The sequence below is a fragment of the Nocardioides pymetrozini genome (assembly GCF_046058985.1).
Taxonomy (GTDB): domain Bacteria; phylum Actinomycetota; class Actinomycetes; order Propionibacteriales; family Nocardioidaceae; genus Nocardioides.
In genome coordinates, this window is the sequence record NZ_CP175556.1 from 3832980 (window position 1) to 3854524 (window position 21545).

The 21545-nt window shown below is 72.7% G+C and carries 24 protein-coding genes and 3 tRNA genes; 4 read left to right on the plus strand and 23 right to left on the minus strand.

Features of this window, described 5'->3' with window-relative positions; all coding sequences use genetic code 11:
• Positions 1–63: 63 nt before the first annotated feature.
• Positions 64–459 (minus strand): 50S ribosomal protein L7/L12, encoded by a 396-nt coding sequence (gene rplL / locus ACJ5H2_RS18740; protein ID WP_408896953.1) that lies wholly within the window; start codon positions 457–459, stop codon positions 64–66.
• Positions 460–541: 82 nt separating this feature from the next.
• A complete protein-coding gene (rplJ, locus tag ACJ5H2_RS18745; RefSeq protein ID WP_408896954.1) occupies positions 542–1201 on the minus strand; it encodes a 50S ribosomal protein L10 in 660 nt (219 codons plus the stop codon).
• A 315-nt stretch (positions 1202–1516) separates the two neighbouring features.
• Here rplJ and ACJ5H2_RS18750 point away from each other — a divergent pair, with 315 nt between their 5' ends.
• Together ACJ5H2_RS18750 and ACJ5H2_RS18755 are read left to right on the plus strand one after the other, a co-directional pair.
• Positions 1517–1888: a nuclear transport factor 2 family protein gene (locus ACJ5H2_RS18750; RefSeq protein WP_408896955.1), complete on the plus strand. Its 372-nt coding sequence runs from the start codon at positions 1517–1519 to the stop codon at positions 1886–1888.
• A 72-nt stretch (positions 1889–1960) separates the two neighbouring features.
• The gene (locus tag ACJ5H2_RS18755; protein WP_408896956.1) at positions 1961–3244 is read left to right on the plus strand and encodes an aminotransferase class I/II-fold pyridoxal phosphate-dependent enzyme; all 1284 of its coding nucleotides are present in this window, start codon (positions 1961–1963) and stop codon (positions 3242–3244) included.
• Positions 3245–3254: 10 nt separating this feature from the next.
• Here ACJ5H2_RS18755 and ACJ5H2_RS18760 read toward each other — a convergent pair whose 3' ends face one another.
• From ACJ5H2_RS18760 to ACJ5H2_RS18785, 6 genes are all read right to left on the minus strand, one after another.
• Positions 3255–3953 (minus strand): DUF4232 domain-containing protein, encoded by a 699-nt coding sequence (locus ACJ5H2_RS18760; protein ID WP_408896957.1) that lies wholly within the window; start codon positions 3951–3953, stop codon positions 3255–3257.
• Between the two features lie 85 nt (positions 3954–4038).
• Positions 4039–4752, minus strand: coding sequence for a 50S ribosomal protein L1 (gene rplA, locus ACJ5H2_RS18765; protein WP_408896958.1), 714 nt, complete (start codon positions 4750–4752; stop codon positions 4039–4041).
• Positions 4753–4815: 63 nt separating this feature from the next.
• Positions 4816–5244, minus strand: coding sequence for a 50S ribosomal protein L11 (gene rplK, locus ACJ5H2_RS18770; protein ID WP_141004427.1), 429 nt, complete (start codon positions 5242–5244; stop codon positions 4816–4818).
• A gap of 125 nt (positions 5245–5369) precedes the next feature.
• Positions 5370–6236 (minus strand): transcription termination/antitermination protein NusG, encoded by an 867-nt coding sequence (nusG, locus tag ACJ5H2_RS18775; protein ID WP_408896959.1) that lies wholly within the window; start codon positions 6234–6236, stop codon positions 5370–5372.
• Between the two features lie 50 nt (positions 6237–6286).
• Positions 6287–6559 carry a preprotein translocase subunit SecE gene (gene secE / locus ACJ5H2_RS18780; protein ID WP_408896960.1) on the minus strand — a complete coding sequence of 91 codons (273 nt, stop codon included), beginning with the start codon at positions 6557–6559 and terminating at the stop codon, positions 6287–6289.
• A gap of 49 nt (positions 6560–6608) precedes the next feature.
• Positions 6609–6681, minus strand: a tRNA-Trp gene (locus ACJ5H2_RS18785).
• Positions 6682–6856: 175 nt separating this feature from the next.
• On the opposite strand from ACJ5H2_RS18785, the gene ACJ5H2_RS18790 reads away from it, so the two are divergent.
• Positions 6857–7885, plus strand: a complete 1029-nt coding sequence (locus tag ACJ5H2_RS18790; protein ID WP_408896961.1) for an adenosine deaminase — start codon at positions 6857–6859, stop codon at positions 7883–7885.
• 131 nt (positions 7886–8016) lie between these two features.
• Here the strand turns inward: ACJ5H2_RS18790 and ACJ5H2_RS18795 are convergent, their stop codons facing one another.
• The 12 genes from ACJ5H2_RS18795 to ACJ5H2_RS18850 all read right to left on the minus strand — a co-directional run bounded on the left by ACJ5H2_RS18795 (position 8017) and on the right by ACJ5H2_RS18850 (position 16437).
• A complete protein-coding gene (locus ACJ5H2_RS18795; protein ID WP_408896962.1) occupies positions 8017–8943 on the minus strand; it encodes a hypothetical protein in 927 nt (308 codons plus the stop codon).
• Positions 8944–9210: 267 nt separating this feature from the next.
• Positions 9211–10281, minus strand: coding sequence for a hypothetical protein (locus ACJ5H2_RS18800; protein WP_408896963.1), 1071 nt, complete (start codon positions 10279–10281; stop codon positions 9211–9213).
• Between the two features lie 105 nt (positions 10282–10386).
• Entirely contained in the window at positions 10387–11418 is a 1032-nt protein-coding gene (locus ACJ5H2_RS18805; RefSeq protein ID WP_408896964.1) for a UDP-N-acetylmuramate dehydrogenase, read from the minus strand.
• A complete protein-coding gene (locus ACJ5H2_RS18810; RefSeq protein ID WP_408896965.1) occupies positions 11418–11831 on the minus strand; it encodes a MaoC/PaaZ C-terminal domain-containing protein in 414 nt (137 codons plus the stop codon). The genes ACJ5H2_RS18805 and ACJ5H2_RS18810 overlap by 1 nt, the downstream gene beginning before the upstream one ends.
• A complete protein-coding gene (locus ACJ5H2_RS18815; RefSeq protein ID WP_408896966.1) occupies positions 11828–12226 on the minus strand; it encodes a MaoC family dehydratase N-terminal domain-containing protein in 399 nt (132 codons plus the stop codon). Before ACJ5H2_RS18815 ends, ACJ5H2_RS18810 begins: the two co-directional genes overlap by 4 nt.
• Positions 12227–12349: 123 nt before the next feature.
• Entirely contained in the window at positions 12350–12520 is a 171-nt protein-coding gene (gene rpmG, locus ACJ5H2_RS18820) for a 50S ribosomal protein L33 (RefSeq protein WP_028654832.1), read from the minus strand.
• Between the two features lie 43 nt (positions 12521–12563).
• Positions 12564–12637 (minus strand) — tRNA-Met (locus tag ACJ5H2_RS18825).
• Positions 12638–12711: 74 nt separating this feature from the next.
• Positions 12712–12784: transfer RNA gene (locus ACJ5H2_RS18830), tRNA-Thr, on the minus strand.
• 72 nt (positions 12785–12856) lie between these two features.
• On the minus strand, positions 12857–14254 hold the full coding sequence (locus ACJ5H2_RS18835; RefSeq protein ID WP_408896967.1) for an amidase: 1398 nt from the start codon (positions 14252–14254) through the stop codon (positions 12857–12859).
• A 97-nt stretch (positions 14255–14351) separates the two neighbouring features.
• Positions 14352–15059, minus strand: a complete 708-nt coding sequence (locus ACJ5H2_RS18840) for an LrgB family protein (protein ID WP_408896968.1) — start codon at positions 15057–15059, stop codon at positions 14352–14354.
• Positions 15056–15442: a CidA/LrgA family protein gene (locus ACJ5H2_RS18845; RefSeq protein WP_408896969.1), complete on the minus strand. Its 387-nt coding sequence runs from the start codon at positions 15440–15442 to the stop codon at positions 15056–15058. Before ACJ5H2_RS18845 ends, ACJ5H2_RS18840 begins: the two co-directional genes overlap by 4 nt.
• Positions 15439–16437, minus strand: coding sequence for a pirin family protein (locus tag ACJ5H2_RS18850; RefSeq protein WP_408896970.1), 999 nt, complete (start codon positions 16435–16437; stop codon positions 15439–15441). The genes ACJ5H2_RS18845 and ACJ5H2_RS18850 overlap by 4 nt, the downstream gene beginning before the upstream one ends.
• Positions 16438–16508: 71 nt before the next feature.
• Between ACJ5H2_RS18850 and ACJ5H2_RS18855 the strand changes: the two genes are divergently transcribed.
• On the plus strand, positions 16509–17627 hold the full coding sequence (locus tag ACJ5H2_RS18855; protein ID WP_408896971.1) for a glycosyltransferase: 1119 nt from the start codon (positions 16509–16511) through the stop codon (positions 17625–17627).
• A 46-nt stretch (positions 17628–17673) separates the two neighbouring features.
• On the opposite strand, the gene ACJ5H2_RS18860 is transcribed toward ACJ5H2_RS18855, so the two are convergent.
• The 3 genes from ACJ5H2_RS18860 to ACJ5H2_RS18870 form a co-directional block, all read right to left on the minus strand.
• On the minus strand, positions 17674–18204 hold the full coding sequence (locus ACJ5H2_RS18860) for an N-acetyltransferase family protein (protein ID WP_408896972.1): 531 nt from the start codon (positions 18202–18204) through the stop codon (positions 17674–17676).
• On the minus strand, positions 18197–19486 hold the full coding sequence (gene purD, locus ACJ5H2_RS18865) for a phosphoribosylamine--glycine ligase (protein ID WP_408896973.1): 1290 nt from the start codon (positions 19484–19486) through the stop codon (positions 18197–18199). The genes ACJ5H2_RS18860 and purD overlap by 8 nt, the downstream gene beginning before the upstream one ends.
• A gap of 168 nt (positions 19487–19654) precedes the next feature.
• Positions 19655–21538 carry a PAS domain S-box protein gene (locus ACJ5H2_RS18870; RefSeq protein ID WP_408896974.1) on the minus strand — a complete coding sequence of 628 codons (1884 nt, stop codon included), beginning with the start codon at positions 21536–21538 and terminating at the stop codon, positions 19655–19657.
• Between the last annotated feature and the right edge of the window lie 7 nt (positions 21539–21545).

Here is a 21545-nt window from a genome sequence, read left to right on the forward strand (position 1 = left end):
CCGCGGGGCCGAGCTTGCGAGGCCCCGGGCGGCGAGCACGCTATGCGACGCGCTCGGCCGAGATCACTTGAGCGTGACGGTGGCGCCGGCGCCCTCGAGGGACTCCTTGGCCTTGTCGGCCGTCTCCTTGTTGACCTTCTCGAGGATCGCCTTGGGGGCGCCCTCGACGAGGTCCTTGGCCTCCTTGAGACCGAGGGAGGTCAGCGCGCGGACCTCCTTGATGACGTTGATCTTCTTGTCACCAGCGGCCTCGAGGATGACGTCGAACTCGTCCTGCGCGGCAGCGGCGTCGTCGCCACCCGCGGCGCCGCCGCCGGCGGCGGGAGCAGCGGCAACGGCAACGGGAGCGGCAGCGGTGACGCCGAAGGTCTCCTCGAACTGCTTCACGAACTCGGAGAGCTCGATGAGGGTCATCTCCTTGAACGCGTCGAGGAGCTCGTCGGTGGTGAGCTTCGCCATGGTGGCGTTTCCTTTCTCAGGTGGTCCGGCTGCGGGTGTCGCGGCCGGTCCGGGGTTTCAGGTGGTGGTGACGCCGGGGCCCTCAGGCCTCGGCGGTGTCGCCCTCGTCGGAGGCGGCCGCGTCCGCGTCGTCCGCGGCGGGAGCCTCGTCAGCGGGGGCCTCGGCGGCAGCCGGAGCCTCCTCGGCGGCGACCGGCGTACCGGCACCACCTGCGAGGATCGAGGGGTCCTCCTGGGCCTTCGCCTCCAGGGCGCCGGCGAGCCGGGCAGCCTGGGCGAGCGGGGCGTTGAGGAGGTAGACGGCCTGGCTGAGCGAAGCGAGCATGGCGCCCGCGAGCTTGCCCAGGAGCACCTCGCGCGACTCGAGGTCGGCCAGCTTGGCGATCTCGTTCGCGTCGAGGAGGTTGCCGTCCAGAACGCCACCCTTGATGACCAGGGTGGGGTTCGCCTTGGCAAAGTCACGCAGGCCCTTGGCCGCCTCGACCACGTCGCCCTTGATGAAGGCGATGGCGGTCGGGCCGGTGAGGAGCTCGTCGAAGCCCTCGATGCCCGCCTCCGTGGCGGCGAGCTTGGCCAGCGTGTTCTTGACCACGGCGTAGTTGGCGTTCGCACCGAGGGAGCGGCGAAGGTCCTGCAGCTCCTTGACGGTGAGACCGCGGTACTCGGTCAGCACAGCGCCTGCGGACTCGCTGAAGGACTCAGCGATCTCCGCGACGGCGGCCTGCTTGTCTGCCCGCGCCATGGGTCTCCTTCCGGATGGGGACCACCGCGAAGGATTCGCCACAATGACGAACGCCCCGAGCGCAGGCGCTCAGGGCGTGGACCGCGTGCGCCTCTCGGCGCCCGTGATGTGCTCTGATCCCCTGCGCAGGCCGTCCGCCCTTCGGCGGAACCTTCGGTCAGGGCTCGGAGCCCGGACGACCGGCGGTCTTAAGGTTTCAGTGGCCCACGGTACGGCGAGCGCCGGCGCCGCGCCAAATCCACGAGGCCTCGCCCGCAGTCCCGGGGAGCGGGACCGTCCGTCCGCGGGCGCGCCCCCGACGCGGACGATCCGGCCATGAGCCTCGACGCACGCGCCATCGTCACCCGCTATCTCGACCTCGTCGCCACCGCCCGCAGCGGCGCCGACATCGCCGCTCTCTATGCGGCCGACGCGACCGTCGAGGATCCGGTCGGGGCACCGGTGCGCCGCGGCACGGACGAGATCGCCGCGTTCTACGAGGTGCTGGCCGGTCGCGAGCGCCGTACCGAGCTGCTCGCCCTGCGGGCCGCCGGCGCGGAGGCCGCCTTCAGCTTCCGCGTGGTCTCCGGGTCGGGCGCCGAGCAGTCGCCGATCGAGCCGATCGACGTGATGACCTTCGACGAGGAGGGCCGGATCACGAGCATGCGGGCGTTCTGGTCGCCGGCCGACGTCCAGCGCGGAGCCTAGGTCGCGTCGTCGGCCGTCCGCGTGCGCGGACCGGGCGCGCGCGTCGCGCGCGGACTTGGCACGATGGACCTCATGCCCTCCTCCTCGACGCCGCTGTCCGCCCTGTCCGCCGACGACCTCGCCGCGCGCCTGACGAGCGTGCGGGCCGCCTACGACGAGCTCAAGGGGCGGGGCCTGAAGCTCGACCTGACCCGCGGCAAGCCGGGCGCCGACCAGCTCGACCTGTCCAACGACCTGCTCGGCCTGCCGTCGTCGTACCGGGACCGTTCGGGCACGGACGTGCGCAACTACGGGGGGCTCGACGGGCTGGTCGAGATGCGGGAGATCTTCGCCGACCTGCTCGGCGTGGACGTCGCCAGCGTCGTGTGTGGCGGCAACTCCAGCCTCACGATGATGCACCAGGTGCTCACGGCGATGCTGCTGAAGGGCGGTCCGGACTCCCCGCGACCGTGGTCGCAGGAGCCGGTGGTGAAGTTCGTGTGCCCGGTCCCCGGCTACGACCGCCACTTCACGATGCTGGCCGAGCTCGGCATCGAGATGGTCACCGTGCCGATGAACGCCGACGGCCCCGACCCGGCCGCCGTGCGCGCGCTCGTCGCCGACGACCCGAGCGTGAAGGGCATGTGGATCGTGCCGACGTACGCCAACCCGACGGGTGCGGTGTGCTCGCCGGAGGTCGCCGCCGAGCTGATGGCGATGCCGACCGCGGCGCCGGACTTCCGGATCCTGTGGGACAACGCGTACGCCGTGCACCACCTCACCGACGACGAGGCCAAGAGCGCCGACGCCCTCGGACTGGCGGCCGCGTCGGGGCACCCGAACCGGCCGATCATGTTCGCCTCGACCTCCAAGATCACCTTCGCAGGCGCCGGCGTCGCCGCGCTCGCGGCCTCCCCCGAGAACCGCGCCTGGTACCTGCAGCGGCTCAACTTCGCCGCCATCGGGCCCGACAAGGTCAACCACCTGCGCCACGTCGAGTTCTTCGGCGACGCCGACGGCGTGCGCGCCCACATGCGCAAGCACCGCGACCTGATCGCGCCGAAGTTCGCCGCGGTCGAGGAGGCGCTGTCGTCGCGGCTCGGCGGCCTCGGCATCGCGGAGTGGACCGTCCCCACCGGCGGCTACTTCGTGAACCTCGACGTCCTCGACGGTACGGCGTCGCGCGTGGTCCAGCTCGCCAAGGAGGCCGGGATCGCGCTCACCCCCGCCGGCTCGGCCTTCCCGCACGGCAACGACCCGCGCGACCGCAACATCCGCCTCGCCCCCACCTTCCCGGTGCTCGACGAGGTGCAGGCGGCCATGGCCGGGGTCGCGGTGTGTGTCGAGCTGGCGGCGCTGGAGTCGCTCGCGGGGTGAGGGGGCGCGGTCAAGGAGTGCGAGCGAACGGCGTCAGCCGGAGCGTCGTGAACTGGCCGAAGTCCAGCCACTCGGTGCCGACCCGGGCCGGGATCGCCACCGGCACCTGACCCGACGCCAGCTGGACGACGAGCAGCGACGCCGGCTCGGCCTCGGCGCCGGCCAGGTCGCCGGTCCACTCCAGGTCGCTCGCGGCCCGCTCCCCCGGCGCGAGGCGGAGCGGCGCCGACGCGACCGGGTCGCCGTTGAGGGAGCGGTCGCTGTGCTCCACCTCCGGCACGAACCTCGAGCCCCACTGGCCCCGGAGGCCGATGCCGGGAACGCCCTCGACGGCGCATGCCTCCCGGGAGCGGTTGCGGACGACGATGCGGGAGTAGCGGTGCCCCAGGCTCGAGTCGAGGCCCTCGAGCGTCACGGCGACCTGCTCCGGCGTGCAGTGGCCGTCCGCGCGCACCGACGAGCGGGTGCGCAGGAGCGCGGTCAGGGCGGCGTCGCCGAGCTCGTCGTCGGCCGGGGGCGCGGCGCCGTCGGGGCGCTCGTCGTACCCGGGCGGGACCTCGTCGAGGCCCGGCGGCGCGGTGGTGCTCGTCGGCTCGTCGGCCGCCGGGTCTGTCTCCGGGGCGGGGTCGTCGGAGCAGGCGGCGAGCGCGAGCAGCGCGGCCAGGGTCCCGAGGCTCGTCCCCAGCCCCCTCCGCAGCCCCGTCCTCACGGCACCCACCCTAGAAGTCGGCAGACGCACGACGCCCGCCGATCCCCGGAGGGAGCGGCGGGCGTCGTCGCGCTGGGTGCCTGGATCAGGCCTCGTCCTCGACCGCGACGTTCTTGATGCGGTTGGGGTCGACCTGGACGCCGGGGCCCATGGTCGTGGAGACGGTGACCTTCTTCAGGTAGCGGCCCTTGGAGCTGGACGGCTTGAGCCGCAGCACCTCCTCGAGGGCGGCCGCGTAGTTCTCGGCGAGCTGCTGCTCGGAGAAGGACGCCTTGCCCACGATGAAGTGGAGGTTGGCGTGGCGGTCGACGCGGAACTCGATCTTGCCGCCCTTGATGTCGGACACGGCCTTGGCCGGGTCGGGCGTCACGGTGCCGACCTTCGGGTTCGGCATGAGGCCGCGGGGACCGAGCACGCGGCCGAGGCGACCGACCTTGCCCATCAGGTCCGGGGTGGCGACCACGGCGTCGAAGTCGGTCCAGCCGCCGGCGACCTTGTCGATCAGCTCGTCGCTGCCGACGAAGTCGGCGCCGGCCTCACGGGCGGCCTCGGCCTTGTCACCGTTGGCGAACACCAGGACGCGGGCGGTCTTGCCGGTGCCGTGGGGCAGGTTGACGGTGCCCCGGACCATCTGGTCGGCCTTGCGCGGGTCGACACCCAGGCGCATGACGACGTCGACCGTCTCGTCGAACTTCTTCTTGCTGGCGGCCTTGGCGATCTTGATCGCGGCCAGCGGCGCGTAGAGCTCGTTCTTGTCGAACGTCTCCGCAGCCGCGCGGTAGGTCTTGCTGCGCTGCATGGTGGTTCCTTAGCTAGATGAGGAGGTGTGGTCAGCGGGCCAGCGCGGCCCTTCCACGGTAGGTCAGTCGACCGTGACGCCCATGGAGCGCGCAGTGCCCTCCACGATCTTCATCGCGGCGTCGATGTCGTTGGCGTTCAGGTCGGGGAGCTTGGTCGTGGCGATCTCGCGCACCTGGTCCTTGGTCAGCTTGCCGACCTTCTCCTTGTGCGGGACACCCGAGCCCTTCTGCAGGCCGGCGGCCTTCTTGATCAGCTCCGCGGCCGGCGGGGTCTTCGTGATGAAGTCGAAGGTCCGGTCCTCGTAGATGGTGATCTCGACCGGGATGACGTTGCCGCGCATGGACTCGGTCTGCGCGTTGTACGCCTTGCAGAAGTCCATGATGTTGACGCCGTGCGGACCGAGCGCGGTACCGACCGGCGGAGCCGGGGTGGCCGAGCCGGCCTGCAGCTGCACCTTGACCAGTGCGGCGATCTTCTTCTTGGGAGGCATTCCTCTATCTCTTTCTTCTCGTGGTCATGACGAGGCGTACGTCGTACGCCTCTGCCACCTGCATCGCACCGGCCGGAGCCGGGCAACCCGGACATTCTCCGCGCCGGGGCCCGGAGAAGCGAAATTCAGACCCGCTGGATCTGGGAGAACGACAGCTCGACCGGCGTCTCGCGGCCGAAGATCTCGACGAGCGCCTTGACCCGCTGGGCCTCGGCGTTGATCTCGGTGATCGTCGCGTGCAGCGTCGCGAACGCGCCGTCGACGATGAGGACCGAGTCGTTGATGCCGAAGTCGGCGACCTCGATCGGCTTCTTGGCCGGCGTGGCGGCAGCGACGCCGCCACTGGCCGCGGCGGCCTCGGCCTCGGCGGCGGCCGCGGTGACGACGGCCGGCGCGAGCATCTTCTCGACCTCGTCCATGCTCAGCGGCACCGGCTGGTGGCTGTGGCCGACGAAGCCCGTGACCGACGGCGTGTGCCGCACGGCGGCCCAGGACTCGTCGGTGAGGTCCATGCGGACGAGCACGTAGCCGGGGAGAACGGTGCGCTTGACCATCTTGCGCTGACCGTTCTTGATCTCGGCGACCTCCTCGGTGGGGACCACGATCTCGTGGATGTAGTCCTCCATGTTGAGGGAGTGGATCCGGTTCTCGAGGTTCTGCTTCACCCGGTTCTCCATGCCGGAGTAGGTGTGCACCACGAACCAGTCGCCGGGCTTGGCCCACAGCTCGCGGCGGAACGCCTCGAGCGGGTCCTCGTCGGCCGCCTCGGCCGGCTCGTCCTCGTCGGAGTCCTCGTCGGAGTCCTCGTCGGAGTCATGGTCGGGGTCGACGTCAGCGGCGTCGTCGGCGTCGGTCTCGTCGAGGGCGGTCTCCTCGAGGGCGGTGTCCTCGGCGACGTCGGCCTCCGGGACGTCGTCGACGTCGTGGGCCGCCTCGGCGAGCGCCTCGTCAGCCTGGGCCGGGTCGTACTGCTCGGACACGTGGTGCTCCATCAGTTGTCGAAGAACAAACAGTTGTCGGCCGACGCGGGACGCGTCGACGCTCAGATGTCGTCGGCGCCGGTGAAGATCTCGAACGCGAGCTTGCCCAGGCCGAGGTCGAGCAGCGAGACGATCGCGATCATCACGAGGACGAAGACGAGGACGACGACGAAGTAGGTGCTGAGCTGGTCGCGGCTGGGCCAGACCACCTTGCGGAGCTCGGCGACGACCTGGCGATAGAAGGTCACCGGTCCGGTGCGCTTCTCGGCCTGCTTGCCGCCCGAGGGGTCCTTGCGATCCCCACGGACTGCCGGAGCATCCGCCACGCTGCTCACCTTCTCTTCTCTGCAGCCGACCGTGCGGCCGGCTGGTCGTCATCTCTTGCAGGGCACGAGGGACTTGAACCCCCAACCTTCGGTTTTGGAGACCGATGCTCTGCCAGTTGAGCTAGTGCCCTCCGCGGCTTCTCCCGCTCGCCCGCATCCTGGTTCAGGGCGCGACCGAGCATGTGGAAGATCCACCGAGGAGCACTCTACAGATGCACCGCTCACCCGCCAAAGTACGGCCCGGCCCCAACGCGGCGCCGCGCTCCGCCGTACGAGGCGCCGCGGCGTCCTCCTAGGATGAGCGGCGTGCGGGATCTGACGGCATTGCCCAAGGCGCACCTCCACCTGCACTTCACCGGCTCGATGCGCCACAGCACGCTGCTCGAGCTGGCCGCCCGCGACCGGATCAACCTGCCCGACGCCCTCGTCGAGGAGTGGCCCCCGCAGCTCACCGCGGCCGACGAGAAGGGCTGGTTCCGCTTCCAGCGGCTCTACGACGTCGCTCGGTCGGTGCTGCGCACCGAGGCCGACGTCCGCCGGCTCGTGCTCGAGGCGGCGCAGGACGACGTCGCCGACGGCGGGCGCTGGCTCGAGATCCAGGTCGACCCCAGCGGGTACGCCGCCCGCTTCGGCGGCATCACCGCGTTCACCGACCTCGTCCTCGACGCCGTGCGTGACGCCTCGGCGCGCACCGGCCTCGGGATCGCCGTCGTGATCGCGGCCAACCGGACCCGCCATCCGCTCGACGCCCGGACCCTGGCCCGCCTCGCCAGCCAGTACGTCGACCGCGGCGTGGTCGGCTTCGGGCTCTCCAACGACGAGCGCCGGGGGCGCACCGCGGACTTCGCGGGGGCGTTCGCGATCGCCGAGCGAGCGGGGCTGCTGCTCGCGCCGCACGGCGGCGAGCTGCGCGGCCCCGAGCACATCCGGGTCTGCCTCGACGCGCTGCACGCGGGACGGCTCGGCCACGGCGTACGCGCCGCGGAGGACGCGGACCTGCTGGCCCGCATCGTCGACGCCGGCGTGGCGCTCGAGGTGTGCCCGGTCTCGAACGTGGCGCTCGGCGTCTACTCCGACCTCACCTCGGTCCCGCTGCCGACGCTGCTGGAAGCCGGGGCGACCGTCGCTCTCGGCGCGGACGACCCGCTGCTCTTCGGCTCGCGGCTCGCCGGCCAGTACGCCACCATGCGCGCCGCCCACGACCTCACCGACGAACAGCTGGCCGAGCTCGCGCGCATGTCCTTCCGCGCCAGCCGGGCACCCAAGGACCTCGTCGACGCCGCGCTCGCCGACATCGACGCCTGGCTGCAGGCGGAGCCGGCCGCACGGGACTGAGCGGGCCCGATCACTCTGATCGGGGCCGATCGCGTCACCCTGGTTGACGCGATCCACCCCGGTCCCGGTGAACGCACTGCGGGCCCGGCCGGTCGGCCGGGCCCGCAGCACTCATGCGGTGATCAGGTGCGTCAGGAGCAAGCCAGGTACGACCGGGTCACGGTCACCTTCTTGCCGTTCTTCAGCTTGATCGTCGCGACGACCTCGGCGTTGGCCCTCGGCGCGGCCGGCAGCGCGAGGGTCCGCTTCTTGAGCTTCTTGCCCTTGAACTTCGCGACGGTGGCGCCGTTGACCTTGATCAGCACCTGCTGGGCCTTCTTCTTGGCCTTCTTGGTGATCGCCGCGGCGATGTTGCCGGTCGCGCAGTCCCGGGCGCCGAACACGGTGTAGGCCTTGCCCTTGCCCGCCAGGGCCGATGCGGCGCCGAGCGGCTGGAGCTCGATCTTGGCGTCCACCACGACCGCCCCGGCGTAGCGGCCGGGCTCGTCCGCGTAGGCGTCGGCCCACGCATCGAACTCGAAGTCGACCGGGCCGGCCGGCAGCAAGACCGTGGTCGTGCCGCTGGACCGCTTGCTCGCCTGAGCATAGATGGAACCGTCTGCGAGCTGCAGATAGACCCCGCCGCCCACCTCCGCGCCTCCACTGCCGTTGCCCGTCACCGTGATGGTGGCCCACATCGGCTGGGACAGGACGAAGTCGCCGTCAGCCTCGCCCCTGGCCGTCGCATGTCCACTGCAGGCCGTGGCCGCCGTGCTCGGGACGGCGGAGACCGTGAGGGAGCTGCTCGCGGTGAGCGTCGCCGGGCCGGCGCCGAGAGGAGTGGCGACCACACTCGTCGTGCCGGTCGCCGTCAGAGCCGTCGTCTCACCGGGCGCAGTGATCGTGCCCGACTCGGCATAGCTCTGCGTCACCTTCACACCGTTGTCGCTCCAGGCCAGAGCATCCGGGGAGTTGCCCGTGGCGCTCTCGACGCAGTTGACGTTGCTGCTGTCGTCGTGGACGTCGATATCGGTCGAGACCCACGCGTCGCTGACAGCGGCCCGAGCGGGTGCAGGCACGCTCGCGACGCCAGTCATCGCGAGAGCACCTAGGGCGAGTCCGACGGCCCCGCGCCGGACGATCATTCGCTTCATCAATGAGCTCCTCAAGAGGGGGAGACCGGCCTCGGTCGGCACGGTCGGGGGAGTTGGCTCGTGACGTTAGTGATCGGCGGCGCGGGTCACGTCGGATCCATATTTTCTTTACCTCTGACGAGGTCACCCACATGCAGATGGGCCCGGTCGTTCCCGACCGGGCCCACCACACTCAGCGACGGATCAAGCCCCTCACTTGCAGGGGAGGTACGACCGGGTCGCCTGCATGCTGCGACCGTTCTCCAGCTTGATCTTGACCTTCACCGTGACGCGGGCCGTGGGCGAGGACGGCAGGAGCACCGTCTTCGCCTTGGCCTTCTTGCCCTTGAGCTTCTTGCCCTTCAGGGTCAGCGCCTTCTTGCCGTCGACGCGGAACTTGACGGCCTTGGCCTTCTTCACGGTCTTCTTGCTCAGCGCGACGGGCACGTTGCCGTTGGCGCAGTCGCGGGCGCCGAACTGCACCTTCGAGGCGCCCTTGCCGAGGACGGCCGAGGCCGTGCCCGGGGTCTGGAAGTCGATCTTGAAGGTGCCCGTGAACGCGATGCTGCCCTCCGTGTCACCCGACGCCTCCGCGTAGGTGCTGGAGAGGGTCGCCACGGCGTACTCCCCGGGAGGGAGCAGCGTGCTGGCGCTCGACGAGCCGCGGTTGCCGACGGCCGCCATCAGCATCTCGGCCTGCGTCTCGTCGGCGGCGGCGGCCCGGCGGACCGGCAGCGGCCAGCCGAACTCGCCGATGCTGCCGACGCCCGCCATGAGGGCGCCGCCGGAGTCACCGCTGCGCTGGCTCTCGCTGGCGACCGTCAGCGTGACCCACATCGGCTGCGTGAGGGTGAAGACGCCGTAGGCCCGACCGTCCGCGTCCGCCCGGACGTCGCAGTCGGTCGACGCCTGGTGGGAGAGCGCCGATGCCGAGCTCGTCACCTTGCCGGTGACCGTCGCCGGACCCGCGCCGAGCGGGGTGGAGGTGATCGTCGAGGAGTACGAGCTGGCGGCGTCGACCACGTCGCCCTCGGCACCGGTCGCGGTCACCGAGTCGGACGTGCCGGCGGTGTGCGGGGCGCCGTTGTCGGTCCACTCCCCCTCGAACCAGTCGCCGCCGCCCGGCGACTCGCACGGGCCGTCGACGTCGATGTCGACGTTGCCGTACGCCCAGCCGTCGGTCATCTGGGCGTGGGCGGACGTCGGCACCGAGGCGAGGCCGGCGGCGGCCACAGCCGCGAGGGAGAGCCCGGCAGCCGCGCGCCGGAGCAGAAGGTTGGTCATCCGAGAGACTCCTCGTGAGAACGACAGCGCAGGGAGCAGCGCCGTCTGGTGAGGGCAGACTAATTTCGGCGCGCCGCCTTTGGAGACGCTTTGACGAAATTGCCCTCAGAGCGTGCAGCCGACGAGAACCGGCTCGTTGACCAGCTCGATCCCGAACCGCTCCCTCACACCGTCGCGGACCGCGCGCGCCAGGGCGAGCAGCTCCGCGGTCGTCGCGCCGCCGCGGTTGGTGAGCGCGAGGGTGTGCTTGCTCGACAGCGACACTCGTGCGCCGGGGCGATCGAGGCCGAAGCCCTTGGCGAAGCCCGCGCGCTCGATCAGCCAGGCGGCGCTGGTCTTCACCCGACCGTCCGGCTGGGGGTACGACGGCGCGCCCTCCGGCAGCCGGTCCGCCTCGACGAAGGGGTTGGTGAAGAAGGAGCCGGCGCTCCACGTGTCGTGGTCGGCCGGGTCGAGGACCATGCCCTTGCCGCGACGGAGGCCCAGGACCGCCTCGCGGACGGCGGCGAGCGGGGCGCGCTCCCCCGCGGCCACGCCGAGGGTGCGGGCGAGCTCGGCGTACCCGACGGGAGCGGACAGCTCGCCGCGGTCGAAGGCGAAGGTCACCTTGAGGACCAGGTGGCGGCCGGGGTCGGCCTTGAACCGCGAGTGGCGGTAGGAGAACCGGCACTCCTCGCCGGTGAAGGTCCGCGCTCCGCGCAGAGCGCGGTCCCAGACGATCACCGCCTCGATGGTCTGGGCGACCTCCTGCCCGTAGGCGCCGACGTTCTGGATCGGCGTGGCCCCGGCAGTGCCGGGGATGCCGGACAGCGCCTCGACGCCCACCCAGCCCTCCGCGACGGCGCGGGCCACGAGGGCGTCCCACGGCTCGCCGGCGGCGACGGAGACACGCACGCGCTCGCCGCCGTCCTCGACGCGGACACCGCCGCCGGTCAGGTGCACGACGGTGCCGGCAAACCCCGCGTCGGCGACCACGAGGTTGCTCCCGCCGCCCACGACGAGGACCGGCTCGCCGGCCTGGTCCGCCTCCGTCACGGCCGCGACGAGGGCGTCGGCGTCGGGGGCGGCGACGTACCTGCGCGCCGGTCCGCCGAGGCGGAGCGTGGTCAGGTCCGCCAGCGCGGGGTCGGGGCTCATCAGGCGCGGACGGCGACCTTGGGTGCGCCGAGCACCTTGGTGCCGTCGGAGGTGATCTCCAGAGCGAGGCTCAGCAGGCCGTCGGGCCGCCGCTCCCCCACGGTGCCGGCGACCGTGACGCGCGCGGCGCCCTCGGCGGGGACGACGACGGGCGCGACGAACTTCGCGCCCAGCTCCACGACCTCGGCCTCGCCGGTCCACTCCGCGACCGCGCGGCCGACCAGGGCGAGGGTGTACATGCCGTGGGCGATCACGCCGGGCAGGCCGACCGCGCGGGCGACCTCCTCGTCCTGGTGGATCGGGTTGGGGTCGCCGCTGGCGACGGCGTACGCGACGAGGTCCGCGCGCGTGACCTCGAAGGTCAGCGGCGCCAGCTCCGCTCCCGGCGTCAGCGCGGGCCTCGGGTCGGTCATGACTCGCCTCCACGGTGCACCAGGGTCGCGGTCGCCGTGCAGACCAGCGCACCGGTCGCGTCGGTGATCTCGCTCGAGGTGCTGATGATGTCGTTCCCACCGATCGAGCGCACGCCGGTGACGGTCAAGGTGGCGGTGAGCTCGTCACCGACCACGACCGGCCGCTCGTAGCGGAAGCGCTGGTCACCGTGCACGATCCGCGACAGCTCCACCTGCTCGGCCGCGAGGAAGTCCTGCAGGGCGGCGAAGGTGACCACGATCGGGTACGTCGGCGGGACGGCGCCGGCGGCGCCCGCGCCGATGGCGGTCGCGAAGGCCGTGACCGAGTCCGTGGTGACCGGGACCGGCGCGGTCGGCGGGAAGGCCCGCCCGGCCAGGGAGGCGTCGATCGGCATGGCCTGACCCTAGTCGGGGGTCTCGGCTACTCGCGAGTCAGCGGAGGACCGGCGAGAGGGAACGGCGAAGGCCCGCGCCCCCAGGGGGACGCGGGCCTTCGGTGCGCTCCGTGGAGCGGAGACTCAGCGGGTCTCGCGGTGCGCGGTGTGCTTGCGGCACCGCGGGCAGAACTTCGACAGCTCGATGCGGTCGGGGTCGTTGCGCCGGTTCTTCTTGGTGATGTAGTTGCGCTCCTTGCAGTCCACGCACGCGAGCGTGATCTTGGGGCGAACGTCGCTGCTCTTGCTGGCCACAGGAAGTCCTTTGAGTTGCAGGTGGTGGTGCCGGGGTACTCGGTAGCGGGAACGGGGATCGAACCCGTGACCTCACGATTATGAGTCGTGCGCTCTAACCGTCTGAGCTATCCCGCCACGTGAGGAGGGCGCCCTCCGCGTCTCCCGCCCAGTATCCACCCGGCGGGTCGTGCGGCGGCGCCCCATCTCAGAGCCCCTTTACGGAATCGAACCGTAGACCTTCTCCTTACCATGGAGACGCTCTGCCGACTGAGCTAAAGGGGCAACGGCGCAGAACGATACACGCGCCTGTGTACGGCGCGAAATCGGCACCGCTTTTCGGCCCTGGGCCTGGGCTCAGCCCTGGATCCGTGCGAACGGACGGGCCTGCTCGAGCTCGTAGGCGAGCTCGATGAGCAGCGCCTCCTGGCCCGGCGCGGCCGCCAGCATCATGCCCTGCGGGAGGCCCGCCGCGGTGGTCGCCAGGGGCAGGGAGACGGCCGGCGCGCCGGTCACGTTCTGCCAGGGCGTGAAGGCGACCCAGTCGAGCAGGCGGTCCATGATCGTGTCGTAGTCGAGGGTCGGGTCGAGGTGGCCGACCTTCGGGGTGGCCGTGGCCAGGGTCGGCGTCAGCGCGACGTCGTACCTGTCGTAGTAGAGCTCGGCCCGCGCGTTGGCGCGCTTGAGCCGCGCGATCGCGGCCGGCAGCCGGTGCAGGTTGCGGCGGGCGTGACGGGCCAGGCCGAGGGTGAGGTTGTCGTGCTTGGCGCGGTCCCAGCTGCGGCCGTGGAAGGCGCGGCCCGTGACCAGCATCACCTCGGCGAGCGTCGCCCAGTAGAGCAGGAAGTCGTCGACGAAGGACGGGGCCACCGGCGCCTCGGTCTCGGTGACGGTGTGGCCGAGGTCCTCGAGGAGCGCGGCCGTCTGCTCGGTGAGGGCACGGGTCTCCGCGTCCGCGCTGCGCCCGACGCCGCTCGTGTTGAGCGCGACCCGCAGCCGCCGCTTGATCGGCCGCGTCAGGTCGCCGATGGGCGGGAGGTTGAGGTTGCGGTAGTGCCGCTCCGCCTCGCGGTAGAACGCGGCGGTGTCGCGCACCGAGCGGGTCAGCACGCCGTCGGACACGATCCGGATCGGCATGTCGCGGAACATCTTGTCCTGGGCGAGCCGGCCGCGGGTCGGCTTCAGCCCGACCAGGCCGTTGACGGCCGCCGGGATCCGGATCGAGCCGCCCCCGTCGTTGGCGTGCGCGATGGGTACGGCGCCGGCGGCGACGAGCGCCCCCGAGCCGGAGCTCGACGCCCCCGCGGTGCGCTCGGTGTCCCACGGCGTGCGCACGGCACCGAGGCGCGGGTGCTCGGCGGAGGCGCTGAAGCCGTACTCGGAGAGCTGGCTCTTGCCGAGCGGCACCAGGCCGGTGGCGAGGTACATGTCGGCGAAGTCTCCGTTGCGCCTGGCCGGCCGCGGCTCCCAGGCGTCGGTGCCGGAACGGGTGGGCATCCCCGCCACGTCGACGTTGTCCTTGACCAGGGTCGGGATGCCGGACAGGAAGCCGGGTCGCGGGGTGCGGCCCTCGGCGCGGGCGCGGTCGAAGGCGAGGTGGGCCATCGCGTTGAGCGGGCCGTTGACGGCCTCGACCCGGGCGATGGCGGCGTCGACCGCCTCCGCGGCGGAGAGCTTGCCCGCCGCGAGGTGTTCGGCCAGGCCGACCGCGTCGAGGTCGCCGAGGGCATCGTCGGTGAAGGCGTGCACGCGCATGCAGGGAACCTAGCGCCTGGCCGGACCCCGGACGTCCGACTACGGTCGTAGTTCCGGCCCCCGCGGCCGGCCCCGCCGCCGCCGGCGGCGGCGCCGCTCAGAACAGCACGAGGGCGAGCACCGGGACCAGCAGGCTGATCGCCAGGGCCGAGAGGCCCATCGCGAGACCCGCGAAGGCACCCTCGGTCTCGTCCTCGCGGAGCATCCGGGAGGCACCGATGCCGTGGGAGACGGCGCCGACGGCGAGCCCCCGGGCGCGGCGGTCGCGGACGCGCAGCAGGTTGAGGGTCGCGGGCGCCGTGATCGCACTGAAGATGCCGATGCCGATCGCGAACACCGCCGCCAGGGGCGGGATCCCGCCGAGGCTCTGGGTGAGCGCGATCGCGACCGGCGTGGTGGCCGCCTTCGTGGCCAGCGTCTTCTCCAGCACCTCGTCCGCGCCGAGCGCCCGGGCGATCAGCACGGCCGTCACGATCGAGGTCGCGGCACCGACGACGATGGCGACGAGGAGCGGGACGACGAAGCCCTTCAGCCGGTCGGCCTGCCGATGCAGGGGGATCGCCAGCGCCACCGTCGCCGGACCGAGCCAGAACGCGATCAGCTCCGTGGCGTCGCGGTAGTCGACGTACTCGACGTCGAGGAGCGTGATCGCGAGCCCGGCCGCACCGATCGCCGGCAGCACGGGCTGCGCGAGCGCGTGCCCACCCGTGCGGGCCTGGAGCCACCGTCCGGCCTGGTAGCCGAGCAGGGTGACCAGGAGCAGGGCGAGCGGCGAGCGGGCCAGCTCGAGCAGGTCGTCCCTCACGCCGTGCCCTCCGCGCCGGCGCCGAGGTCGTCGCGCGGCGCGCCGAGCAGCCGCTCGAGCCCCACCGCCGTCCAGGCCACGACGGCCAGGCCGACCAGCCACGAGCCGATGACGGCGGCCGCGATCGGCAGGGCGTCGTCACGCAGGACCCCGAGGTAGACGACGATGCCGACGCCGGCCGGGACGAAGAACAGCTGCAGATGCCGCAGCAGCGCGGAGCCCGCGCGCACGATGGACCCGTCGTCGCCGTACCGCCGCACGCGGAGGAACACGAACAGCAGGAGCATGCCCGCCACCGGGCCGGGCACGGTGACGTCCAGGAGGCGGACCAGGACCTCGCCCAGCACCTGGAACGCCAGCAGCCAGGTGACCCCAGCGATCACCGGCGCTCCCTGAGTCGGGCGTTGGGCAGGCCGGGCGCGGGGATCGGGCGCAGCGACTGGTCGGGTACGACGCCGAACCGGCCGGGCGCGACCAGCCGGCCGTCCGCGACGACCTGCCCGTCGGCAGCGGTGATCTGGTCCTGCCAGGCGGCGCGGTAGGCGACGACCTCCTCGTGGGTGCGGCCGACGAAGTTCCACCACATCACGATCGACTCGCCGAACGGCGGTCCGCCGAGCACCAGGATCCGCGCCCCCTCGGCGCCGGCGACCAGGAGCAGCTCCTCGGCACCCGGGGGCACATAGGCCAGGTCGGCGGTCCGCGCGGCGACGTCCCCCACCGTGACCGAGCCGATGTCGACGAGCACGCCGTGCTCGAAGGACCGGTCGACCGGCACGCGCAGCGTCGTCCCCGGGTCGAGGACCACCTCCGCGCCGAGCAGCGGGGTGAAGGTCGTCACCGGCGAGCTGTCGCCGAGGAGGGAGCCGAGGAAGACGTGGGCGCGCCACCCCTCACCACCGATCTCAGCGGGCGCGTAGTGCTCGAAGCCGGGATCGGTGTCGCGGGCCGCATCGGGCAGCGCGACCCACAGCTGCGCGCCGTGCAGCACCGTGGTCTCGGGGGTCGAGACCTCCGAGTGGCTGATCCCGCGGCCCGCCGTCATCAGGTTGACCTCCTGCGGTCGCACCATGGCGACGTTCCCGGCGCTGTCGCGGTGCTCGATCTCGCCGGTGAACAGCCAGCTCACGGTCTGCAGCCCGGTGTGCGGATGAGGCGCGACCTCCATGCCGCCGCTCTCGCTGACCAGGTCGGGACCGTAGTGGTCCAGGAAGCACCACGCGCCGATCAGCGAGCGATGGCGCTGCGGGAGGGTGCGGCGTACCGACATCGCACGCGGGCCTCCCAGCGGGACCTCGCGCGGCTCCATCAGCTCGATGCCGGCGGCCTGCCGACCCTCGCAGACCACCTCGTCGGGCGCGGCTTCCGGGTTGCTCATGCCCTCCATCCTTTCGCGCCCGTCAACCGGCAGGTGGGCGAGGGTTCACCCGGTGCCGCAAGGGTGGGCCGGTGCGGATCGCCCAGCTGGCCAACTTCGTCGGGGCGACGTCGGGGGGCATGCGGACTGCGATCGAGCAGCTCGGCCGCGGGTACGTCGCCGCCGGCGCCGAGCGCCTCCTCGTCATCCCCGGACCCGTCGACGCGGTCCGCGCCACTGCGCTGGGCGACGTCGTCCAGGTGCGGGCGCCGCGGGTGGGCGGTGGCTACCGCCTGATCGTCGAGCCGTGGCGGGTGATGGACGCGCTCGAGCGGTTCGCGCCGACCAGCGTGGAGTGGAGCGACAAGCTGACCCTGCTGCCCGTGGCCTGGTGGGCCCGCCGCAACGGGGTCCGCTCGGTCCTGCTCTCCCACGAGCGGATGGGCGACATGTTCGCGATGCGCACCGGCCTGGAGACGACCTCGAAGGTCTCGATCGGGCTCCTCAACCGGCTGATCGTGCGCAGCTTCGACACGGTGGTGGTCACCTCGGCGTACGCCGAGAGCGAGTTCCGCACCGTCGCCGACGCCGCCGGCTGCCCGGTCGAGCGGGTGCCGCTGGGCGTGGACCTGGCGACCTTCCGCCCGGCCGCGCGGCGGGTGGCGCAGGACGACGGCGTGCTGCGTCTGGTGCACGCCGGCCGGCTGTCCCGCGAGAAGTCACCGCACCTGGCCGTCGCCACCGCGGTCGAGCTGCACCGGCGCGGCGTCGCCCTGCGCCTGGACGTCTACGGCGAGGGGCCGCACCGCGACGAACTGGAGGAGCTGGCCCGGGACGCGCCGGTGCGCTTCCACGGGTACGTCGGCGGTCGCGCGGCGCTGCGCGACCGGCTCGCCGCCGCGGACGTCGCCCTGTCCGTGTGTCCCGGCGAGACCTTCGGCCTGGCGGTGCTGGAGGCGCTGGCCTGCGGCACTCCGGTCGTCACCGCCGACCGCGGCGGCGCCCGGGAGCTGGTCGACGCCGGGTGCGGGACCTGGGCGGCACCGCGGGCCGAGGATCTCGCCGACGCCGTGCTGCGACTGCTGGAGCTGCCCGAGCGGCGGCGGCGCACAGCCGCGCGGGCGCGGGCCGAGCAGTACGGCTGGGAGCGCACGGTGGCCCGGATGCTGGCGCTGCACACCGGCGAGCACGCCGAGGTGCTCAGCGCCTGAGCCCGGCGGTCCCTTTCCGTCAGCGGCGGGTCGGGTGGGGCTCCGGTCAGCGCGCGCCGGTGTCCGCGAGCATCCGCTGCCACCAGACGACGTCGATCCAGCGGTCGAACTTGCGCCCGACCTCGCGCAGGACGCCCTGTCGCTCGAACCCGCAGGCGCGGTGCAGTCCCTCGCTCGCGTCGTTCGGCAGCGCGATGCAGGCCAGCGCCGTGTGCACGCCGCCCTCGCGCAGGCGCGGCAGCAGCGCGTCGTACAGCAGGCGGCCGAGGCCGCGCCCGGTGGCGGCCGGGTCGACGTAGACGGTGACCTCGCGGGTGCGGTCGTAGGCGCCGCGCTCGCGGTAGGGGCCGGAGTAGGCGAAGCCGAGCACCTCGTCGCCGGTGACCGCGACGAGGAAGTGGTCGCCGGGGTGCGGGGAGGCGAGCTTGGCCTCCCACCGCGAGCGCGGCGGCGGCTCGGTGTCGAACGTGGCGTGGCCCTCGCGGACCTCGCGGGCGTAGATGGCGGCGACCGCGTCGAGGTCCGCGTCGACGGCGGCACGCACGAGCACAGGGTCGGCCGAGACCCGCTCAGCCATCGGCCGGGTCGACGAGCGAGGCCCCCTCGACCGCGCCCAGCGGCTCGGCGGCGATGTCGGAGCGGCGCTGGAGGCCGTCGAAGGCGACCAGGTCCGCGGCGGCGTACGCGCGGGCGCGGGCGTCGGCGACGTCGTAGCCCACAGCGCGCACGGCGAGCACCCGCCCGCCGGCGGTGACCAGGCGGGGTCCGTCGTCGCCGTCGAGAGCGGTGCCGGCGTGGATGACGTCGACGTCGGCGACGCCGTTGGCCCGTCCCACGCCGGTGATGACGTCGCCCTTCGACGACGACTCGGGGTAGCCCGCGGACGCGAGGACGACGGTGACCGAGGCGCCGTCACGGAAGCGCGGCGGCGCGACCTCGCCGAGCCGTCCCCGGGCCGCGGCGTGCAGCAGCTCCCCGAGCGGGGACGCGAGCAGGGCGAGCACCGGCTGCACGTCCGGGTCGCCGAAGCGGCAGTTGAACTCGATCACCCGCGGGCCGTCGGCGGTCAGCGCCAGGCCGACGTACAGGCAGCCCACGAACGGCGTGCCGCGGCGCGCCATCTCGTCGAGGGTGGGCTGGACGACCTCGGCCATCACGGTCGCGGGGAGGTCGGGCGGAGCCCAGGGCAGCGGCGAGTAGGAGCCCATGCCGCCGGTGTTCGGCCCGCGCCCGCCGTCGAAGATCCGCTTGAAGTCCTGCGCGGGCTGGAGGGGGTACGCCGTGGTGCCGTCGCAGACGGCGAACAGGGAGACCTCCGGCCCGTCGAGGAACTCCTCGACCACGACCCGTCCGCAGCCGGCCGCGTGGGCGAGCGCCGCGGCGCGGTCCCGGGTCACCACGACGCCCTTCCCCGCCGCGAGCGCGTCGTCCTTGACGACGTACGGCGGCCCGAGCTCGTCGAGCGCGGCCGCGACCTCCTCGGGCGTGGCGCACGTGCGCGACCCGGCGGTCGGCACGCCGGCCGCCGCCATCACCTCCTTGGAGAAGGCCTTGGACCCCTCGAGCATCGCCGCCTCGCGCGACGGCCCGAACACCGCGATCCCCGCCGCGCGCACGGCGTCCGCGACACCGGCGACCAGGGGCGCCTCGGGACCGATGACGACCAGGTCGGCGCCGACCTCGGCGGCGAGGGCGGCCACGGCGGGCCCGTCCATCGGGTCGACCGGGTGGAGCGTCGCGAACGCGCCGATGCCCGGGTTGCCGGGAGCCGCGTGGACCTCGCTCACCCCCGGGTCGCGGGAGAGCGCGAGGGCGAGCGCGTGCTCACGCCCGCCGGTGCCGATGACGAGGGTCTTCACGAGCGCCGATCCTAGGGTGTGGGTGTTGCGGAGGGTGCGGGTGTGCGGTGGGGGTGGGGCGCGTCGGAATCACCGCAGAAGCGGCGAAACCTGCACTTCTTGACCGTTGCAGAGGCCAAGGAGCGAGGGAAGCACCGCTGGAGCGGTGATTCCTGCAACCCGCCGGCCTCAGGACCGCGGCACCTGCGCCCGGACCGGCAGGTCGACGACGAACGTCGGGCGGCCGGCGTCGACGAGATAGCGCGCGTCGCCGCCGTGGAGCCGGGCGATCTCCCGCACGATGTAGAGGCCGAGGCCGCTGCCGGCGGTCGGGCCGGCGTGGACGAAGCGGTCGAAGACCCGGTCCACCAGGCGGGGCTGGACTCCAGGACCGCCGTCGCTGACGCTCATCCGCACACCGTCGGCCGTGCGCTCGCCGGTCAGCACGATCGGGGGACGCCCGTGGCGGACGGCGTTCTCGAGCAGGTTGTCGAGAGCCTGGCCCAGTCGAGCGGCGTCGGCGACCAGCTCGACGTCCTGGTCGATGCGCACCTGGACGCGGGCGGCGCCGTGCGCGGCGTGCACCCGCTCCACCGAGGACACCAGCACGCTGCGCAGGGACACCGGCTCGGGGGCCAGCGCGAGTGCCTCGGCCTGGACGTCGGACGCCGTGCCGAGGTCGGTCAGCAGCCGCTGGAGCCGCAGTGCGCTCGATGACATGGCGTCAAGGATGTGCTCCCGCTCGACGGGGTCGAGGTCCTGTCCGTCGCGCAGCATGTCGACCGCCCCCTCGATGACGGCCGCCGGCGTCCGGAGCTCGTGGGCGGTCACGGCGAGGAGGTGGGCCTGCTGCTCGAGCGCGCGCCGGCGCTCCTCCTCGTGCGCGCGCTGCTCGGTCTGGTCCCGGGTCACCTTGGCGAAGCCGCGGTGCCGGCCCGACTCGTCGTACACGGCGGTGATCACCACCCGGGCCCAGAAGGTGCTGCCGTCCCGGCGGACCCGCCAGCCCTCCTCGGCGTGGACGCCGTCGCGCAGGGCGACCTCGAGGTTCTGCTCCGGGTGTCCGGAGGCCTGCTCCTCGGGCGGGTAGAAGACCCGGAAGTGCTGGCCGACGATCTCGCTCGCGCTGTAGCCCTTGATGTAGGCGGCTCCGGCATTCCAGCTGGCGACCCGACCGTCCACGCCGAGCATGAAGATCGCGTAGTCCTTGACCGCCGTCACGAGGAGTCGGAAGACCTCCTCGCTGCGCCGCAGCTCGACCTCGGTCGTGATGTCCTGGACCTGCGCGAAGGCGTAGAGCGGCGCTCCTCGCGAGTCGCGCACGGGAGTCAGGGTGACCCGCACCGTGCGGACGCCGTCCTCGTCCTCGATCGGGTGCTCGAAGGTCGCCTCGTCGGCGCCGCCCTCGGTGATGCGGGCGAGCGCGTCGTCGAGCTGGTCGCCGTGCTGACGCGTCAGGACGCCGTAGTCGAGGCCGACGAGATGGGCGAGGGGACGGCCGACCATCTCGACGAGCGCCCGGTTGGCCCGGACGATGCTGCCGTTGAGGGTCATCGTCGCCATGCCGATGGTGGCCTGGTCGAAGACCTCCCGGTAGCGCTCGAGATGCTCGGCCACGAGCTGCTGGTCATGGGCCGACTGGTCATCGGGCCGCGCCAGCCGCAGCGCCGGCCCCCGCGGCGCGGGCGGCTGCGCGGAGGACGCCTCGACGTGGCTCCACAGGCGCTCCACGACCGTGTCGAGCGGGGCACCCTTCTCGATGAAGTCGGTGGCGCCGAGCTCGCGGGCGCGGGTCGAGAGCCCGCTGGCCTGGAAGCCGGTGTACATGATCACCTTCGAGTCCGGCGACACCGCGAGGACCAGGGGCAGGCACTCGAGGCCGTCGAGCACCGGCATCGAGGTGTCGAGGAGCACCAGCGTCGGCTGGTGCTCGTGGGCGAGCATCAGCGCCTCGCCGCCGTCGCCCGCCTCGCCGACGACCTCGAAGAGCCCGGAGGCGCGCAGGCGGGCACCGACGACCGCCCGCAGCTCCGGCGAGTCGTCCACGAGCAGCACCGTCGGTCGCGCCGCCACGCCACCA

Bases quoted from the DNA above. Each gene is read 5' to 3' on its own strand.
- ACJ5H2_RS18800 (WP_408896963.1), bottom strand. From the start codon at position 10,281: ATGACCAACCTTCTGCTCCGGCGCGCGGCTGCCGGGCTCTCCCTCGCG.
- ACJ5H2_RS18755 (WP_408896956.1), top strand. From the start codon at position 1,961: ATGCCCTCCTCCTCGACGCCGCTGTCCGCCCTGTCCGCCGACGACCTC.
- ACJ5H2_RS18860 (WP_408896972.1), bottom strand. From the start codon at position 18,204: ATGGCTGAGCGGGTCTCGGCCGACCCTGTGCTCGTGCGTGCCGCCGTC.
- ACJ5H2_RS18815 (WP_408896966.1), bottom strand. From the start codon at position 12,226: ATGCCGATCGACGCCTCCCTGGCCGGGCGGGCCTTCCCGCCGACCGCG.
- ACJ5H2_RS18810 (WP_408896965.1), bottom strand. From the start codon at position 11,831: ATGACCGACCCGAGGCCCGCGCTGACGCCGGGAGCGGAGCTGGCGCCG.
- ACJ5H2_RS18805 (WP_408896964.1), bottom strand. From the start codon at position 11,418: ATGAGCCCCGACCCCGCGCTGGCGGACCTGACCACGCTCCGCCTCGGC.
- ACJ5H2_RS18750 (WP_408896955.1), top strand. From the start codon at position 1,517: ATGAGCCTCGACGCACGCGCCATCGTCACCCGCTATCTCGACCTCGTC.
- rplA (WP_408896958.1), bottom strand. From the start codon at position 4,752: ATGCAGCGCAGCAAGACCTACCGCGCGGCTGCGGAGACGTTCGACAAG.
- rplL (WP_408896953.1), bottom strand. From the start codon at position 459: ATGGCGAAGCTCACCACCGACGAGCTCCTCGACGCGTTCAAGGAGATG.
- nusG (WP_408896959.1), bottom strand. From the start codon at position 6,236: ATGGAGCACCACGTGTCCGAGCAGTACGACCCGGCCCAGGCTGACGAG.
- ACJ5H2_RS18835 (WP_408896967.1), bottom strand. From the start codon at position 14,254: ATGCGCGTGCACGCCTTCACCGACGATGCCCTCGGCGACCTCGACGCG.
- rplK (WP_141004427.1), bottom strand. From the start codon at position 5,244: ATGCCTCCCAAGAAGAAGATCGCCGCACTGGTCAAGGTGCAGCTGCAG.
- rplJ (WP_408896954.1), bottom strand. From the start codon at position 1,201: ATGGCGCGGGCAGACAAGCAGGCCGCCGTCGCGGAGATCGCTGAGTCC.
- ACJ5H2_RS18850 (WP_408896970.1), bottom strand. From the start codon at position 16,437: ATGAGCAACCCGGAAGCCGCGCCCGACGAGGTGGTCTGCGAGGGTCGG.